The organism is Paenibacillus sp. FSL R5-0470 (assembly GCF_037975205.1).
GTDB lineage: Bacteria > Bacillota > Bacilli > Paenibacillales > Paenibacillaceae > Paenibacillus_AQ.
Window position 1 is genome coordinate 2,143,467 of sequence record NZ_CP150238.1, and the last position, 19,252, is coordinate 2,162,718.

5 protein-coding genes are annotated in these 19,252 nt (G+C 45.2%); all 5 read left to right on the forward strand.

The annotated features are described in order from the left end of the window. Positions 1 to 20 precede the first annotated feature (20 nt). The 5 genes from MKY99_RS09210 (at position 21) to MKY99_RS09230 (ending at position 18,949) form a co-directional block, all read left to right on the forward strand. The gene (locus MKY99_RS09210) at positions 21 to 5,177 is read left to right on the forward strand and encodes an endo-alpha-N-acetylgalactosaminidase family protein (RefSeq protein ID WP_339270027.1); all 5,157 of its coding nucleotides are present in this window, start codon (positions 21 to 23) and stop codon (positions 5,175 to 5,177) included. 94 nt (positions 5,178 to 5,271) lie between these two features. Continuing rightward, positions 5,272 to 9,237 carry a family 20 glycosylhydrolase gene (locus MKY99_RS09215; protein ID WP_339270029.1) on the forward strand — a complete coding sequence of 1,322 codons (3,966 nt, stop codon included), beginning with the start codon at positions 5,272 to 5,274 and terminating at the stop codon, positions 9,235 to 9,237. 96 nt (positions 9,238 to 9,333) lie between these two features. Further along, positions 9,334 to 14,214, forward strand: a complete 4,881-nt coding sequence (locus tag MKY99_RS09220; protein ID WP_339270031.1) for a discoidin domain-containing protein — start codon at positions 9,334 to 9,336, stop codon at positions 14,212 to 14,214. 49 nt (positions 14,215 to 14,263) lie between these two features. Continuing rightward, complete coding sequence (locus MKY99_RS09225) at positions 14,264 to 14,983, forward strand: cohesin domain-containing protein (protein WP_339270033.1); 720 nt, start codon at positions 14,264 to 14,266, stop codon at positions 14,981 to 14,983. A gap of 54 nt (positions 14,984 to 15,037) precedes the next feature. Continuing rightward, the gene (locus MKY99_RS09230; protein ID WP_339270035.1) at positions 15,038 to 18,949 is read left to right on the forward strand and encodes a glycoside hydrolase N-terminal domain-containing protein; all 3,912 of its coding nucleotides are present in this window, start codon (positions 15,038 to 15,040) and stop codon (positions 18,947 to 18,949) included. Positions 18,950 to 19,252 lie beyond the last annotated feature (303 nt).

Here is a 19,252-nt window from a genome sequence, read left to right on the forward strand (position 1 = left end):
AGTGAAAAGAGGTCGTAGAGATGAGAAAACGGTACAAAGCGTTTAGCTTGCTATTGACGTTGTTGCTAGGGGTACAGCTTGGCTTGCCATCGGCAGCCGTATTCGCGGCTCAAGAATCGGACGTGTATTTCAGAGATTACAATGATGGCAACATCAACGGATGGGCTGCAGCTAAGGGGACCACTACTTTTTCTGCGGATCAAGGTGCTGTAAAGGCGGTGACACAAGGGGTTGTTATTTTAGCAGACCAAGATTCACCTCAAGTTGCCAATGCTGAATATGAGGTGAAGTTAAAATTTAGCCAGCCTGCCACACGATTTGGACTGGTCTACCGATTCGTCGACAGTAATAACTACAATGTTATCCAATATGATGCGGGTTCTTGGGGCTGGGATGCAATGAAAGGAGGGACGGAATCGTATGGAAATATTACGGCTCCTAGTTTTACCTTTGCTGCTGACCAACAGTATACCCTTAAATTACGATATGAGAAAGGTAGCGTAACTTTATCGATCGATGGCAATAACGTGCTAACGACAAGTCTTCCCTCATTATCGACAAGTGCAGGGAAGATTGGACTTCGCAGCTGGTTTAATAACAAGACCCTATGGATTGACGATGTGAAGGTAACTCCAATTGTATCAACAGATCCAGTACCAAAGCCGATTACGATTACTGAAACTCTAAGCTCTGACACCATGAAGGTTGAAATCGATAAAGAGTTCCCTCGGGTTAAACAATACACATGGTTAGACAGCGGCGCGGAAATGTATGGACAGTTAAATGGATTTAATGAGATAAAAATCAACGAGAAGTCCTATTTCGTTGTCACTTCTGATTTTAGTAAAAAAGCAGCAGATGCCACTCATGGTGAGTCTGCAGCCTACACGCTTCAGATTCCAGAAATTAAAGTGAATCTCAAAGTTGAAATGGAGGTTCAGGATAACATTCTTCAGTTCAAAGTGGCCAGCATTGAAGAGAATGGTACTGAAAAAGTGAAAACGATCGAATTTCCTGATCATGACCTTGTCTCTGTAATTGGAACCCAGCCTACAGCGCAGGAAACGGCTGTCCGGATAACTGGGGGCTGGAACGTTGTGCAGGACGAATTTAACGACCTTAAGAAGGGAGTAGCAGACGTGAGTGGGGGGCGTGCATATGCATTCGTTAACTCCGACGTCTTAGCTGCGAGTGTAATCACCAATGTAGTAAATGGTTTTGATAAGGTACGTATTAAGGTAGGCGATGATACAGCACTCCATACGAAGAAAGCAGCGTTATCAGGAGGCTCATGGGTTTATCGTGGAAGTACTGTGCTTGATCCGGAGCCTCTGCCTTGGGCTAAGGTTGTACTGACTCCAGATGCGAATGGAGACAAAGTTGTTGACTGGCAAGATGGAGCTATTGTATATCGTCAGAATATGGATGCTCCAACCGGCAGTGAAATGATAAGGGACAATATTTCTTATATCAGCATGAACATCGGATCTACTACAACTTCTCCGTTCTTGCGTGCTTTTGATAATGCGAAGAAGATCTCTAATCTCACGGATGGCTTTGGACAGCTGATTCTATTCAAAGGATATCAAGCGGAAGGTCATGATGACTCTCACCCAGATTACGGCGGTCATATCGGTATTCGTCAGGGTGGAGAGAAGGATTTTAATTATATTTTGAGTGAAGGAAAGAAATACAATATCCGCGGCGGTGTACACATTAACGCAACAGAATACGCGCTGGATGCTTTCGGCACCAAAATGGAAAATATGAATCAGCCATTGAGTAAAGGTTGGGGCTGGCTGGATCAAACATTCTATGTTAACAAAACCAAAGATGTGGAATCCGGTGAATTAAAAAGACGTCTGGATATGCTGAAAAGCGACACAGGCGACAACCTATCCTTTGTATATGTAGATGTATATGATGGTGCCGATTACAATGCGAAGAAACTCGCAGATTATATCAACGGTAACGGCTGGATGCTCGGTACAGAATTTGCAGGACCTCTGTTTGAGCAGGCAGCTTGGGTTCATTGGGGAACAGATCCGGGGTACCCGAACCAAGGTGACGATAGCAAGGTTACCCGTTTCCTACGGAATCAATCGCTGGATGGCTTCTTAACAACCCCTTTACTGAAAGGGAATAAGCAGGTAGGCGTGGGTTATTGGCAGAACAGTGCTCCATTCTACAGCTACCAATCAACTAGTGCGGCATTCTTCAATCACAATCTACCAACAAAATATATGCAGCATTTCCCGATCATCAAGATGACCGATAACCGTATCGATTTTGAAAAGAAGGTTGTAGTTGAACGTAAGCAGGACGGTAAGATCCATTTAAGTAAGGATGGTCGTGAAATCGCTATCATGACAGATAGCAGCAACATTAGTGACAGTACGGTCTTTATTCCATGGAGTCCTGAGACAGAAGAAAAAATCTATCACTGGAATCCAGCGGGTGGCCAAACGACTTGGAGTCTTCCAGACTCATGGAGTAACGTAACGACGGCACAGTTATATAAGCTGACAGATTTAGGACGTGAGCATGTTGGCAGTGTAGAAGTAACTGGAGGTAAAGTCACACTTACCGCGCAGCCGGGGATTGGTTATGCCCTGTATAAGACAACAGCTGCTGAAGAGCCGGAAATGGTATGGGGCGAAGGGAGTTCGGTAAAGGACCCGGGCTTTGACAGCCAAACATTCGGCAGCTGGAAGAAATCTTCCACAGCTGCAAGTGATGATCACATTAAATTTGTGAAGAACAGTAACGCCGATGACCAGCTTCAAGTGAAGGGTCCTGGTGATGCAGTAATTCAGCAGGAGATTACCGGACTTACAGCGGGCAAGACGTATTCTGCATCAGTATGGGTGAAAGCAGATGGGAAACGCACCGTGGAAATCGGTGTGAAGCAAGGGGCTGACAAGGTTGTCAATACACTGGATAACACAGAGCATGGCTTTTTAGCCCAGCAGCATAAATATGTGAGCACGAACTTCCAGCGGATTAAGGTTACCTTTGATGCGGTTAGTGAGACCGCCAATCTCTATTTGAATGTAGAAGATGGAAGTTCGACTGTAACCTTTGACGATGTAAGAGTATGGGAGAATCCAACCAAGACTGACGCTGGTAATTCTGTATTGTTCGAGGATTTCGAGAACGTTGATGAGGGCTGGGGTCCCTTCGTTTATTCTAAAATAGGTCCAGTTCGTACGCATTTAGTTGAAAAAGGTGACAATCAGATCATGAATTATGTTCTGGATGGTAATTGGTCGCTTAAAACGAATGAAGATGCAACCGGTGAATGGCTGCGTACATTGCCTCACACGCTCCGAATGAAGGAGGATAACCGTTACCATCTGACGATGGACTACAATTCAGATGAGACGGATATGTACACAGTGGCTATCCGAGTGAAGGAGAATGGGGTAGTTCGTGATCTGGTGAGTGAGAATTTGAAAGAAGGACGCGACACGCTGGATCTATCTTTTACAACCGAAGGGGCGAAAGATGCCTATCTGGCCATTATCAAAAACAAGCTGAACAGTCAAAAGGAGTTAACCGGTACGCTGGTGGTCGATAACATTCGCGTCGATGATGAGGGTGCGATCGTTCCGGAGGAAGGTGTACTTGTTTCGACTATTACACTAACGCCAAATAAGATGGATCTGAACAAAGGACAGTCAAGCACTGTTAGCGCTCAGGTAAAACCAGCAAATGCTCAGGACCGGACACTGCTCTGGACTTCTGACCATCCGGAAATTGTATCGGTGGATCAGGCGGGAAAAGTTACTGCACTTCAAGCGGGAACAGCCATCATTACTGCTACCGCAAAGGATGGAAGTAAAAAAAGTGCAACCTCGACGATTAATGTGTATATGCCTAACACGCAAATTCCACAATCGCAAATGACTGCAACGGCGAGTAGCTTCCAGCCTGGAGGTGAAGCGAGTCTTGCACTCGATGGAGATATGTCTACAATCTGGCATACGAAATGGACCCCGGCACACTTACCGGAATCCATTACTTTGGACCTCGGAGGCAAATATAACATTAATCAATTCAATTATTCACCTAGAGTATCTGGAACCAATGGAACGATTACAAGCTATAACCTGTACACGAGTGTTGACGGAACGAATTTCACAAAAATTGCAGATGGATCATGGCCCCTCGATCAGACCACAAAAATTGTTCGCTTTACAGCTGTAGAAGCAACATATTTGAGACTTGAGGCTATAGAAGGCGTGGGTACCTTTGCCTCTGCTGCCGAACTCAATGTGTTCAAGACGGAGGATGAGGCAGAAGCGGTAAAAGTCACAGGCATCGCTATGGATAAAGAACAGCTAGAGATTAAAGTAGGCAGCACGGGCGAATTGAACGCTGTGATAGAGCCTCTGAATGCTTCGAATAAAAAAGTACTCTGGAGCAGCAGTGATGAAGCTGTAGCAACCGTTGAACAGCAAGAAGGTCATGCTTTAGTTAAGGGATTAAAGGTAGGCGAGACCGTAATTACGGCAACGACAATGGATGGGGGCTTCTCTGCGACCAGTCGGGTTATCGTAACAGAAACAGACGGTGAGTTAAAATCTTCCTCTACTTTGACAGCGCCAAGTCAAGTTCAGCCAGGAGAAGTGTTCAAAGTTCAATATGGACTACGGAATCTGTCTGATAAGATTTTTGCGCAGGACATCGCCCTAGAGTATGCAGCGGATGTTATGGAATTCGTTGAGGCGCGTTCGTTAATTAGTGGGGTAAGCGTTATTGATTCAATCAACAGCACCCCAGGTAAACTTCGCTTTATTGTAGCAAGTGAAGGTGCGACCCATGGAATTAGTAACAGTGCAGATGTCCTCGAATTAACCTTTAAAGCGAGGGAAGTTAACCAAACGGTAAATGGGGCAATCGCCGTTAAGAGTGCAATCATTTCAGATGATCAGGGTAAAGAAATTTCGGCAGCGAACTCTTCCGTAAATATCGAGATTGGTAAGAAAGGAACGCAAGGCGACATTAACGGTGACGGCAAAATAACGATTGGTGACCTGGCAATGGTTGCAGCGCAGTACGGCAAGACTACAGCAAGCCCAGATTGGGAGAAAGCGAAGAAAGCAGATATTGACGGTGACGGCAAAGTCGGGTTGGAAGATTTGGTTATTGTAGCACGCAAAATTGTAGAGTAATCAAGATCATAGGCCAGGTACATGTGTGAGTAACTAAACATGATGTACCTGGTTTTTTTCAAAATTGATGATTTGACTAGTAGGAGGATGACAGATGAAAAAATGGTTGTACGGCTTTACAGTTTTTTGTCTAGTGCTTTACTCTACTCCACTACCATTTGCAGCAGCGGCTGAAGCAGAGAATGCTAAACCAAAAGTGATACCAAGTTTACAAGAGTGGACTGGGGGAAGTGGTTCTTTCAAGATGACGGACAGTTCCAAAATCGTAATTCCCACGAGTGAATGTTTATGTGAACTACCAGCTACCGCAGAGGTCTTTCAAGAGGATCTTAAAGAATTAACTGGATATGATTTGCCAATTGTTCAAAATAAGCCTGCTTCTAAAGGGGACTTCCTGCTTAGGCTCGATAAGACAGCTGATGAATCGATTGGCAAGGAAGGCTACTACTTTGAAGTAGGAGATTATGTGGAAATACATGCAAACACTGAGACCGGTGTGTTCTATGGAACAAGAACGGCACTACAAATTTTGGAGCAAGATCCTGAGAAGGCAAGCATTGTAAAAGGGGTAGCGAAGGATTTTCCTAAGTATGGAGAACGCGGTTTTATGCTTGATGTAGGACGCAAGTTTTTCACGATAGACTTCCTGAAGGATTACGCCAAATTTATGTCCTACTACAAAATGAATGATTTCCAGCTCCATCTGAACGATAACGAGATTTTTAAGGATAACAGCCGGGAGCATTGGAACAAATATACGGCTTTCCGTTTAGAAAGTACCAAGTACCCGGAATTAACGGCAAAGGATGGACACTACACGAAACAGGATATGCGTGAATTGCAGGACATCGCCAAAATACGGGGGCTTAACATCACGCCGGAAATTGATACCCCCAGCCATGCTCTTTCATTTACAAAGGTTAGACCAGATCTGGTTAAGGATAATTTGCCTGTCGATCATCTGGATATTACACGTCAGGAAACGGTCAATTTCATCAAGGATGTATGGGACGAATATTTAGATGGGGAATGGTTTGATTCAGAAACGGTTCATTTTGGAGGCGATGAATTCGCACCTAATGATCGGACTACGTTTGAGAAGTATCGCGAGTTTTTGAACACGATGAACGAACACTTAAAGAGCAAGGGAAAGAAATCAAGAATGTGGGGCAGCTTGAATGCATTCCCGGGTACCACGGTAGTAGATAAGGATATAGCCGTAAACGCCTGGAATAACGGTTGGCAAGATCCGGTAGCATCGGTGAGAGATGGATTCAAAATTATCAATACGGTGGATTCCACGCTCTACATTGTACCGAAGGCTGGATATTACCATGATTATCTGGATTCTCAGTGGTTGTTTAATAACTGGGACCCAACGAACTTTGGTGGAAATACGAAGTTGCAGGAAGGTGAGCCGAACCTGCTCGGTGCGATGTTTGGGGCCTGGAACGATATGATGGGCAAGAAAGTAAGTGAGGCGGACGTCCACGATCGTGTGAAGAAAGCGATGCCTGTCCTTGCAGAAAAGATGTGGAGAGGCCAGTCCACGGACAGCACATTCACCGAGTTCCAGCAGTTGTCAGCGAAGCTAGGCGAAGGTCCTGGAACGAATTTATTACATGAAGTGAATACGGTCACTGATCTTGTTGTTCATTATCCATTTGAAGAAGGCGCGCAGACGGTCTCTGATCAGTCCGGAAATTCCTATGATGCTACATTAGGAGCTGGCGTTACTCGCGTGGATGATGGAAAAACAGGAAAAGGCGTACGGTTTGCAGGGACTTCAGATCATATTCAAACACCGCTGCAAATAAAGGGCTTCCCTTGGACAGTCTCCACGTGGGTTAAGCTTGATGATCAACAAGAAGCGGATGAAAAAATACTGATGGAATCCGAATATGGTGCAATTAAGCTGAAGCAGAAAGGGACACCAAATGCCGGATTCACCCGAGAGGGCTATGATTACAGCTTTAATGCAGCGATTCCTGTTGGGCGCTGGGTACATGTTGCCTTCAGAGGAGATCTAAATGGAACTTCTCTGTATATTGATGGAGATCTAAAAGGCTCTGTTGCTGTAACGACAATGCTACCTGCGGCTATAATCGGCAGTTCATCCAAAGCATTCACTGGACTACTGGATGAATTCAAGATTTTTAATCGGGTGCTATCAGGAAAAGAAATTGCGGAGGAAGCAGGATCACCCGCTTGGACCATCAATTTAGCTGCTCACAAAACAGCAGTAGCTTCTTCCGTCGAAGTACCTCAATTTCCGGCTAGTCTTGTAGTGGATGAGGTTGATACGGGTGCTTCTCGCTGGTCCTCTAAATATACCGACAACGAGTGGATCTATGTTGATTTAGGCCAAAGTACTGACATTAGCAAGGTTATTTTCAAATGGGAAAGTGCTTATGCCAAAGGCTATAAAGTTCAAGTATCCGATAATGCGGAGAACTGGCGGGACGTTTACACGACTAACGCTGGCGTTGGCGGAGTAGAGATTGTCAAATTCCCAACTGAACAAGCGAGATATGTCCGAATGTTAGGTACGAAGCGAGTGGGAACCTATGGTTACTCCATGTATGAATTTGAAGTCTACGCTCCTAACCCAGAGGATCCTGTAGAAGTTCCAGCGCCTGTGAGATATTCAGCGAGCTTTGAGAATAACTCGCTCGAAGGCTGGGAGCATGTCATCGGTAAAGGTGTCGGACGTATGGAGCTTGTAGAGGCACCTGATCAAGCGGGTGAGCGTGCCGTTAAGTTCACCTCGAACAGTGTAAATAATCTGTTTATCGATCAGCAATCTCCGAGCATTGGAGATGGTGAGATCGAGTTTAAGATTACACCGCAGAGTGATGTTATCCGAACGGGTGTTATTTTTCGCTATGTCAATAATGACGCTTGGGCTTCAATAGGATTTGATCAAGGTGCTTGGTACTGGGTGAACGCTCAGGATTCGTACGGTTTATTGAGCAATGCTCAGGCCGCCAAATTGAAAAAAGGCACAACATCGACCGTAAAAGTGAAGTTTGAAGGGAAACATGTAACGCTGATTATCAATGGAACGACTTATTTCGATGATGCTATTGCACAGATCCCAACAGACGCTGGGAAAATGGGGGCTAGAGTATTCGGTCCTTCAGTTACCGTGTTTGATAATTTTATGTTCAGCAATAACGTTCCTGAAGTTCCGGTAACCGGTATCAAGCTGGATAAAGCTGAGATTTCGATGAAGGTCGGAGAAACACAAACGCTAAGTGCCTCCCTTCAACCGGGGAATGCAACGAATAAACAGGTGACCTGGAATAGCAGCGATGAAGCTATTGCGACTGTTCAAGTTCAAGGCGGAAAAGCTGTCGTGACTGCGTTAAAGGCAGGAACCGCTGATATTACTGCAACTACCGTATCCGGAGGACATAAAGCAGTGAGTAAGATTACAGTGGCTAGGGAGGTTCCAGGTGAAGTGGCAACAAGTTTAGCTGCTCCGAAAAGCGTTCCTTATGGTCAGAATTTCGACATAACGATAGGTCTCCACAATGTTACAAAGGCGGTGTACGCCCAAGATATCACGATTGAATTCGATGCTTCACTAATGGATTATGTATCCGCTAATGCGTTGGTGGACGGCGTGAGTATCCTTGAGACGAAGAATACAGAAGGCACTGTACGTCTGATTCTGGCTAGCCAAGGTTCAGGGAGTGCGATTAAAGGGGATGTTGTTGTAGCTAAGATTACCTTTAAGGCTAAGGATCTGACAGAACCCCAAACCGGACGTATTACTGTAAAGCGTGCAACGCTTGGGGATAGCGAAGGACAGGAAACAAGCGCAGCTACTTCCTCGGCTCAGGTGGAGTTTACAACAACAGTGCCAGAACCTTCTAAGGATTTGAATGGTGATGGCAAAGTCAGCATCGGCGATCTGGCTATTGTCGCAGCTAACTACGGAAAGAGTTCTGCAGACCCAGATTGGGATAAGGCGAAACGGGCAGACATCAATAGTGACGGCAAGGTCGATCTGACGGACCTGGTGCTTATAGCTAAAGACATTGTGATTGAATAACAATAGCAGCTTGAATCCAAGCGGCAAGACAAGGAATTCAAACTACAGTGGAGGCTGTATCCTGTCTTGCCGCTTCATTTGAATGGAGGGAATGGATTGAGATCAATTTATAATCGCTTTGGTATGTGGATGCTGGCATTGATGATCCTTATGGTTACAGGGCTCATGATTCGCCCGGAAACCGCCCATGGTGCTTCCATTGGTAACATTTCTGACTTCGTAAAGAAAGATAATAACACGTTTGAGATTACGTCAGGCTCTGACAAGATTAAAGTGATTTTTCAGCGGGAGGATATGTTCCGGATTTGGCTTGGTGTGAACGGGCAATTCAAGGAATTGTCAGGAAAAAGCGTGGAAAAGCCGATCGAGCCAATCGTCATCAAGGATGATTTCGGACCTGTTAACGTAAAGTGGTCTGATGAAGGTACGTATTACAAGATGGAAACAGGAAAATTCGTGCTGAGAGCCTACAAAAATCCGTTAAAGTTCGCCATGTACAAAAGTGACAACCAAACGGTGGTGTGGGAAGAATCTGCTAGCTTGAACTATAACGGACAGTCAACCTCACAACAGCTTATCCGGGGTGAGGATGAATATTTCTACGGTGGCGGTATGCAGAATGGATTCTTCAATCATCGTGATCGCAAAATTACTATCGCTAACAACTATGGGGATTGGGGAAGCGGCACGGTTTCGAATCCAGCGCCATTCTACTCGAGTACTGCAGGATACGGAGTGCTTCGAAACACTTTTCAAAGCGGTACTTATGATTTTGATTCGATCGTCAAGTTGACGCATAACGAAAATCGGTTTGATGCTTATTATTTCTACGGTGAGACAATGAAAGATATTTTGAACGCTTATACAGATCTTACAGGTAAACCATCCTTGATTCCTCGTTGGGGTATGGGACTTGGTGATGCGGATTGTTACAACAGAGATCCAGAAAAGACCTCCGATGTCGTTAACCTTATTGCTAAAAAGTATCGGGAAAATGATATGCCTGGAGCCTGGATTTTGCCGAATGACGGATATGGTTGCGGTTATACGGATCTAGGCAACACCGTTGACGAACTACATAAGGAAGGTTTCTATACCGGACTATGGACTCAAAATGGTGTTGATAAAATTGCGCAAGAAGTTGGCGTAGAGGGTACAAGGCTCGCTAAACTCGACGTTGCCTGGGTGGGACCTGGATACGATTTCGCCCTGGGCGCCAGCAAACAGGCGTTTACAGGAATTGAAGATAACTCTGATGACAGAGGTTATGTCTGGTCCGTTGGTGGTTGGGCAGGTACCCAGCGATATTCTACCGTCTGGTCCGGAGATCAGTCGGGCAACTGGGAATACATTCGATTCCATATCCCGTCGATGATCGGAGCAGGGCTATCTGGTATGCCGTACTCAACCGGAGATATTGATGGGATTTTCGGAGGAAGCGCTAAAACCTACGTTCGAGACTTACAGTGGAAGATCTTCACTCCAATCCTGATGAACATGTCTGGTTGGGCAGCCAAAGATAAGCAGCCTTGGGTATGGGGAGAACCTTATACGAGCTATAACAGGGATGCATTGAAGCTAAGACAGCAATTGACACCATACTTGTATACCTATCTCAATGAGTCTTACGAGTCCGGGGCTCCGATCATGCGGGGAATGATCTATTCTTATCCGAATGATCCGAACTCCAAAGGAACTTTAACACAGTATCAATTCATGTCTGGGGAATCGTTTCTGGTTGCGCCAGTATATACCGACACGACTATGCGAAACGGAATATATCTTCCGAAAGGAAAATGGATCGATTACTGGACAGGAGAAGAACATTACGGTTCAAAAATGTTAGACGAATACAATGCTCCACTGGATCGCTTGCCGCTTCTAGTAAAGGGCGGGGCTATCATCCCGATGTATCCTGAATCGTTATACGACGGTCAGGTTCCTCCTGATCCAATTACTTATGATATTTATCCTTATAAATCGTCAAGCTTTACGATGTATGAAGATGATGGTATATCGAAGGAGCATCGTACAGGCAAATTTGCCAAAACATTAATAACCTCCATCGCTCCTGAGCAAGGGAGTGGAGACTTGATTATCAAGGTTGGAGCAAGCGTAGGTGACTATAAAAGCAAATTGGAGTCACGTAAGAATCAGTTTACAATCCATATGCCAGATCACCCGGAGGCTGTTTCTGTAGATGGAACATCCTATCCTGAATTGCAGTCCAAAGCAGCATGGGATGGAGCAACAAGTGGCTGGTACTATGCTAAGCAAGATAAAGGCGGCATCCTGTACATTAAAACACCATCCATATCCACTGATAAGGAATTTATTGTGAAAGTCGCAGGCTATACAGCAGATACGACTCCACTAGTAGATGCTGTCAAAATTGAGCTGCCTCAGGTGGACACAGACCCAAGTCGTATTCCGCAGGAAGATATGATTGCAACTGCAACGAATGCGGCTTCGGATACGCCGGCAGCTAATGTGCTGGATGGCAGCTATGAATCGATATGGCTTTCTTCAGCAAATGCTGGAAGTAAGCAGAGCATCACTTTAGACCTGGGGATTAAACAGTATGTGAATAAACTGAAATACTTGCCAAGACAGTACGGTGGCAAAGATGGCACAATTACAGGTTACAAGCTGTATACGAGTATGGATGGAACCAACTATACGCTCGTAAGCAGTGGACAATGGAATGATGACAAACTAGAGATGACGGTGAATTTTGATACAGTTGAAGCTGTTTTTGTGAAACTTGAAGCGACAGAAGCTGTTGGGGGTGTCGTATCTGCTGCAGAGATCAATCTGTATCGTGATCTATCACAGCCTTCACCGACAGTGATACCTAAAAATGAGATGACAGCCTCAGCGAAAAGCTTTCAGCCTGGTGCGGAAGCAGCTAAAGCGATTGATGGGGACCGGAATTCCGCATGGCATACGAAATGGGATGGATCCGATAAGCTCCCGCAATCCATCATTCTCGATTTAGGTAAGGTTCGCAATGTTAGCCAATTCCGGTATGCACCACGTCTGGATGCTGGGAACGGAACCATTACCTCATACAACCTTTACGTCAGCACGGATGGAGAATTATATACGAAGGTATCCAGTGGTACATGGCTCAGAAACAACTTGAAAAAATACATCCTTTTCGATAGTGTTTCCGCCCGCTATATGAAGCTTGAAGCAGCTGTTGCACTTGGAGGGTTCGCCTCGGCTTCGGAGGTCGATGTCTATGAGGCACCGAAGGCAGCACCTGAAGTTCGATTGATTTCTGAAGGTAAACCTGCTACAGCGGACAGTGCGGATCAAGCGCATTCGGCTGGCCTCGCTAATGATGGGAATGTGGACACATTCTGGTCAGCAGCGGATAAGAACAATAGCCATAGCTGGACGGTTGATCTCGGTATGATGCATTCCATTAAATCCTCCGAAGTTTCTTTTGAACACAGTAACAAGGCTTATCAGTACAAAATTGAAGTTCGGGAAACCGCGAACTCCAATTGGATTACAGTAACGAATCGAACGAATAATCAGGAAACTGGCACCATTCAGGATACATTTGGAAGCCAGGGTAGATTCGCTAGAATTACGATCACCGGACTGCCTGATGCTCAATCAAAGGCTGCTATTCGTGAATTCAAACTGTTCGGCATCCCGCTGGAAGACGGACAGAAGGTTACTGGCATAAAGCTTGACCGTGAGACACTCTCACTTAAGGCGTTGGACGCACCGCTTCAATTGAAAGCGAGCATTGAGCCTGAGAATGCCGGTAATAAGACAGTTAAGTGGGTAAGCAGCGATCCTGGTGTTGCTAGCGTAGACAGTAAGGGAATGGTCACGCCAAAAGGGCAGGGTACGACATCGATTACCGCGACGACGGAAGAAGGCGGATTTACAGCAACAAGTGTGGTGACGGTTACTGGGCAGAGCAATCTAACCGAAATTCCGCAAAGTCAAATGAGTGCAGAAGCTACGAGCTATGAAGCAGGCGAAAACGATCCGAATTTGGCATTGGACGGCGATCCGGATACACATTGGCATACGAAGTGGTTTAACGTTGATCCACTTCCGCAATCAATAATGGTGAATCTGGGCGGAAAGTATACCATCAGCAAGCTAGGATACTTACCTCGGCCGGATGAAGGCAATGGCACAATTACTGCTTACAACGTGTACACAAGCACCGATGGTGTGAATTACACGCTCATGACAAGCGGGAACTGGCTGCGAAGCAAACAGCTCAAGGAAGTGAATTTCGCTCCGGTGGAAGCGACTCACATTAAGCTGGAAGCTGTAAAAGGCGTGGGTGAATTCGCATCCGCAGCCGAGATAACAGTGTATCAAGTGCAGCAGGAAACGGCTCAAGTGCAAGCCGTATTGAGTGCTGATGCATCCGTTACTTCCGGCAAGCCTTTTGTTGTCCGGTATGATGTGAACAATATCTCCGGGAAGGTATTTGCACAGGACATCACCATTCAGTACGATGCTGACCGCATGGATTATGTGTCCGCTAAATCACTGATCCAAGGTGTTGCGATTGTTGAAGAGACAATTAAAACACCTGGAAAGCTTCGTTTGATTATGGCGAGTGAAGGTGCGGAATACGGATTAAGCGGAAATCAACAAATTGCCGAACTGACATTCCAGGCAAAAGAAGTATCTGAGACGGTTACCGTTAATATCAGCGTGTCAGAGGTACTGCTAGGTGATGAAGACGGAGCAGAGACCGCAACTGCTCCAGCTACAATCTCTGTAAAAGTGAAACCAGAACAAACAGGAATATCAGGCGATCTTAACGGCGACGGAAAAGTCAGCATTGGTGACCTGGGTATCGTTGCTGCACACTACGGCAAAGACTCATCAAGTCCTGATTGGCAGCAAGCGAAGCGTGCGGATATGAATGGTGACGGTAAGATCGATATTACAGATCTTGCTCAATTAGCGAAACAAATCGTAACTCAATAACACACGCTAACATCCTGAACAAAATTTAAAAGATGAAGGTGAGAAGAATTTGAACAGTAGTCGATGGTACAAAAAGGCGGTAATGATGACCATTATCGCCGTGGTTTTAAGCTGTGTATCTTTTACGAATCCTGTAGTGAACGCAGATGCATCTGATCCTATGCCTTCAGCTACTTTAGTAGGGAGTAAGAAGGTTGTTGCGCCGGGGGAGTCTTTTACCGTGAAGTATGGGATCACCAGTGTCTCCAGTGATGTGTATGCACAGGACATTACCTTTGAATTTGATCCGGCTGTCATGGAATACCTTCCAGATTCAATTCGCTCTTTGCAGGAAGGCGTAATTATTATCAATGAACCATCTACAAGTACTCCCGGTAAGCTAAGGGTTCTCTTGGCAAGTTTGGGTAGTCAGTATCCGATTACTAGCGATGCTGAAATTGTTGAACTTGGTTTCAAAGCAGCAGATGTAATACAAAACACAGAGGGAGTTATCCGGCTTACTCAAGCGATAATAAGTGACAGTCAAGGGAAAGAATCCGTGCTCCAACCGGCATCCTTAACCATTCAGATCACAGTAAATACAGGATTACCTGGAGATCTTAACGGCGACGGCAAAGTGAGTATCGGCGATTTAGGTATCATGGCCGCGCATTACGGTAAGGATTCCTCCAGTCCAGATTGGAGTAAGATTATGCACGCAGATCTGAACAAGGACGGCAAAATAGATATTACTGATCTTGCTGCACTTGCGAAAAAGATTGTGGAGTAGTAGGTTGCCTCATTTTTACAATCAGTGGTTGTTATTATGAGAGGGGATCAACGCATGCCAATCGGTAAAAGTAGATTAGTCAGAAAGGCTGCAATTCTACTATCTGTATGGATCGCTTGCTCGCAGCTACTTATCAGCATACTTCCGTCTAATGGTGTTTTGGGTCCAAAAGTGTATGCAGATGTTCAGTCGGCAGCTGAAACTGCGCCTACGGCAGATAAGGATTTGTCATTATGGTATCAAGCACCGGCCACGAACTGGGAGACGCAGGCGCTCCCTATCGGAAATGGTTATATGGGTGGCATGGTATTTGGTGGTGTTGAGCAGGAGCGAATTCAATTTAATGAAAAGACACTGTGGAGCGGTGGGCCTGGAGCAGATTCAAATTACCAATATGGTATTAAAGACGGTGCTCAGCAACATGTTGAGACCATAAGACAGCTTCTAAAAGAAGGGAAAATTAATGAAGCTAAGGCTCTTGTAGGGAAGATTACTGGTGTTATGGGTGCTGGTGATAGTTCTTTCGGAGCGTATCAAGCATTTGGTGACGTGTTCTTAGATTTTAACCGTCAGTCAGCGTATACGGTAACAGCGAGCTCGGATAATCCACAATACGGCGAGCCTATTTCCAATTTAACCGATGGTTCGATAAATACGAAATGGTATTCAGGTGATGGAGCACCACCTTTTTGGGTGCAGTGGGCATATGAAGAGGCTAAGGTAATTACCGGCTATTCGTTCACTTCAGGGAATGATGTGCCTGATCGGGATCCGAAGAGCTGGACGCTGAAAGGCTCGAATGACGGGCAGCAGTGGACCCCGCTAGATAATAGATCCAATGAAGAGTTTGCAAGCCGCAAACAGAAGAAATCATATACTTTTTCCAATGCTACAGCTTATAAATTCTATGAATTCGATCTTGTAAGCAAGGGTGGTACGAAAATTCAATTGTCCGAGATGGAGATGACAAGCGCATCGGGGAATAGCGGTGCTCAGACGTACTCTGATTATCGGCGTGAATTGAATCTTAATGATGCCATGGCAAGAGTGTCCTATACTTCGGGCAATGTAAAATTCAAGCGTGAGTATTTCATCAGTTATCCGGATAAGGTCATGGTGTTGAGACTGACAACGGATGAGCACCAGCCGATGACCTTCGATGTTCGCCTTACTGGAGCTCAGCCGTCCAATACGGTGAAGGGGGAAGGAAATAAACTGACGCTAAGTGGAAAGGTACCCAGTAATAGAATGGCATACGAAGCGCAGCTTCAAGTACAGCATGAAGGAGGAACTGTAACAGCGAAGGATGGGAAACTTACTGTGAACGGTGCGAGTGTTGTCACGATCCTGATGACCGCTGCAACAGATTATGCCAATAATTATCCTACGTATAAGAGTGATAAGACGCCAAAAGAAATTGTAGAAGCGAACCTAAACGCAGCATCCGCTAAATCATTCAATCAGTTGCGTGCATCCCATTTGACAGATTATAAGGAACTGTTCGATAGAGTCTCACTTGAACTTGGTGGGGTTGCTACAAATCTTCCTACGAATGAGCTTTTGAATGGTTATAAAACGAATGCTAGTGACGGAGAGAAAAGAAGCTTGGAGGCATTATTTTTCCAATATGGTCGTTATTTGCTTATCGCATCCTCCCGGGAAGGCTCACTGCCTGCTAACCTACAAGGGGTATGGAACCAAGTAAATAATCCACCATGGAACAGTGACTATCATACGAATATCAATGTGCAGATGAATTATTGGCCTTCCGAGGTTGTTAACTTAGCGGAAACCGATATTCCGTACATTGATTATATTGATTCCCTGCGCGAGCCGGGTAGGGAAACAGCCCAAAGACATCATGGAATTGAAGGGGAAGGCTGGGCGATTCATACCGTCAACAACCCATTTGGTTATACTGCGCCAGGCTCTGATTTTTATTGGGGCTGGTCACCGGCTGCTAACGCCTTCATGGTGCAGCAGGTGTGGGATCACTATGCTTTTAGTGGAGATAAAGATCTTTTAAGAGGCCAAGTGTATGACATTATCAAGGAAACAACACAATTCTGGATTAAATACCTGGTCGAAGATTCAGACGGAAGTCTAGTATCATCTCCTTCCTACTCTCCAGAGCAAGGGGATATATCCGTCGGTGTGTCTTATGATCAGGAATTAGTCTGGGAGTTGTTCACACAGTTCATCAAGGCTAGTGAAATATTGGGTGTGGATGAACAGCTGCGTAACGAGGTCATGGAGAAACGAAGCAAGCTATGGATGCCGCAGGTCGGAAGCTGGGGGCAGGTGCAGGAGTGGAAGAATGATATCGATAGTCCAACAGATCAGCACCGCCATATCTCGCATCTGATCGGCTTGTATCCAGGTACGCTTATTAATGAAGTGAATAATCCGGAGTTATTTGCAGCAGCAAGAGTCACCTTGAATTCTCGTGGCGATGGTGGAACGGGGTGGAGTAAAGCGAATAAGATCAATTTATGGGCACGTCTGCTTGATGGTAACCGTGCACATAAACTGTTAGGTGAGCAGCTTAGAGGCAGCACGCTCGACAATTTGTTCGATACACATCCACCGTTCCAAATTGACGGTAACTTCGGAGCAACTTCAGGAATCGCAGAAATGCTTCTACAAAGCCAAACTGGAAGTATCGATTTATTAGCTGCTTTACCAGATGCATGGGCTACCGGAAACGTTAAAGGACTTGTGGCAAGAGGCGGATTTGAAGTGGATATGCGCTGGGAAGGTACGATCTTGAAAGAAGCCTTGCTTACTTCTAAGCAGGGTAATAAGGCTTCTGTTAAATACCCTGGATTTGTCCAATCCAATAAATTCAAGGTCGTTCGCGCAGGAAGCGGGGAATCCATCAACTTCACGGTGAATGGGAACTTGATTGAATTCCCAACAGTGAAAGGACAGCAATATAAGATTGTATCCAGTGTAAAGCCACCAGTGCTTCCAATAAAAGTAGATGATAAAGATCCGTCGATTGTATATACCGGAACGTGGAGTCCTTACAGTGACGCAGGCGATTACAAGGGCAGAGAAAGCTATAGTAATCAGCAAGGAGCTTCAGCGTCGTTCACGTTTACAGGAACATCAATTAAATTTATCAGCGCTTTGCAGGCAAACCACGGACATTTCGATGTGTATCTCGATGGAGGGCTAATCGCTGAGGGTGTTGATGGATATGGTCCATCGACGATGAAGCAGCAGGTATTATTCCAACAATCCGATCTCTCCAAAGGGGAACATACAATTAAGATTGTCGTGAAAGGGGCGAAGAACAACGCCTCTTCGAATACCATTGCGATGATTGATGCTTTCGAATATGTTCCTGTTGAACGGAATGAACCTACTGCGATAACTTTAAGTGGACCTAAGTCGATAAATCAAGGTCTGACCTTTACAGTTGACATGGGCGTTAGCAATGTCACGGATGCGACCTATGCGCAAGACATTCGATTGAAGTACGACGAGAATCTTCTAGAGTACATCTCGGGCGAATCGATGAACGATGGGATACAGGTGTTAGAATCAAAGAATGATCCAATCGGAACCATTCGCCTAATCACGGCTAGTACGGGAACTGGTTTAACCGGTGATGCCAAGGTGCTTGAACTAAACTTCAAAGCAAAGCCAGTGACGAAGTCTGAGTTAGCGAGCATAAAGGTAAGCAGTGCTGTATTTGGTGACGCGAATGGACTGGAGACAGAAGCCGATCTTTCAAATATCGAAGTCGAGATTAAGGCAGATGAGCAGCCGCCGATAAAATCCGGAGACTTAAATGAGGATGGTAAAGTGAGCATCGGTGACTTGGCGATTGCAGCTTCGCACTATGGTAAAGATCAGAACAGTGTAGATTGGCAGACGGCTAAGCGTGCAGATCTTAATAATGACGGAAAGATCGACATTATGGATTTAGCAGCAATTGCTCAAAAAATATTGAATTGAGAGAAGGACACCTGAGTTTTTACTCAGGTGTCCTTCTTTTGTAAAAATATAAGAATATATAAGATTCACGCTATACATTATCCTTATATTTCTCGCATTAACGCTTACCATCCTTATAAGGACGCAGAAGGCATTAATGCTTGAAAAAAAAGGTTCTATAGGACAAAAAGTATCAACTCCACATCAAAAGAGATCATGTGGTTACGTTTTTATAGCCTATATAATGGAAAAGTGTTAATGGAATTACAGTCAGAATTGTAAAATCAAGTGCTTAGAGAAGTCGAGCAAGTTTATTCGAGGGGG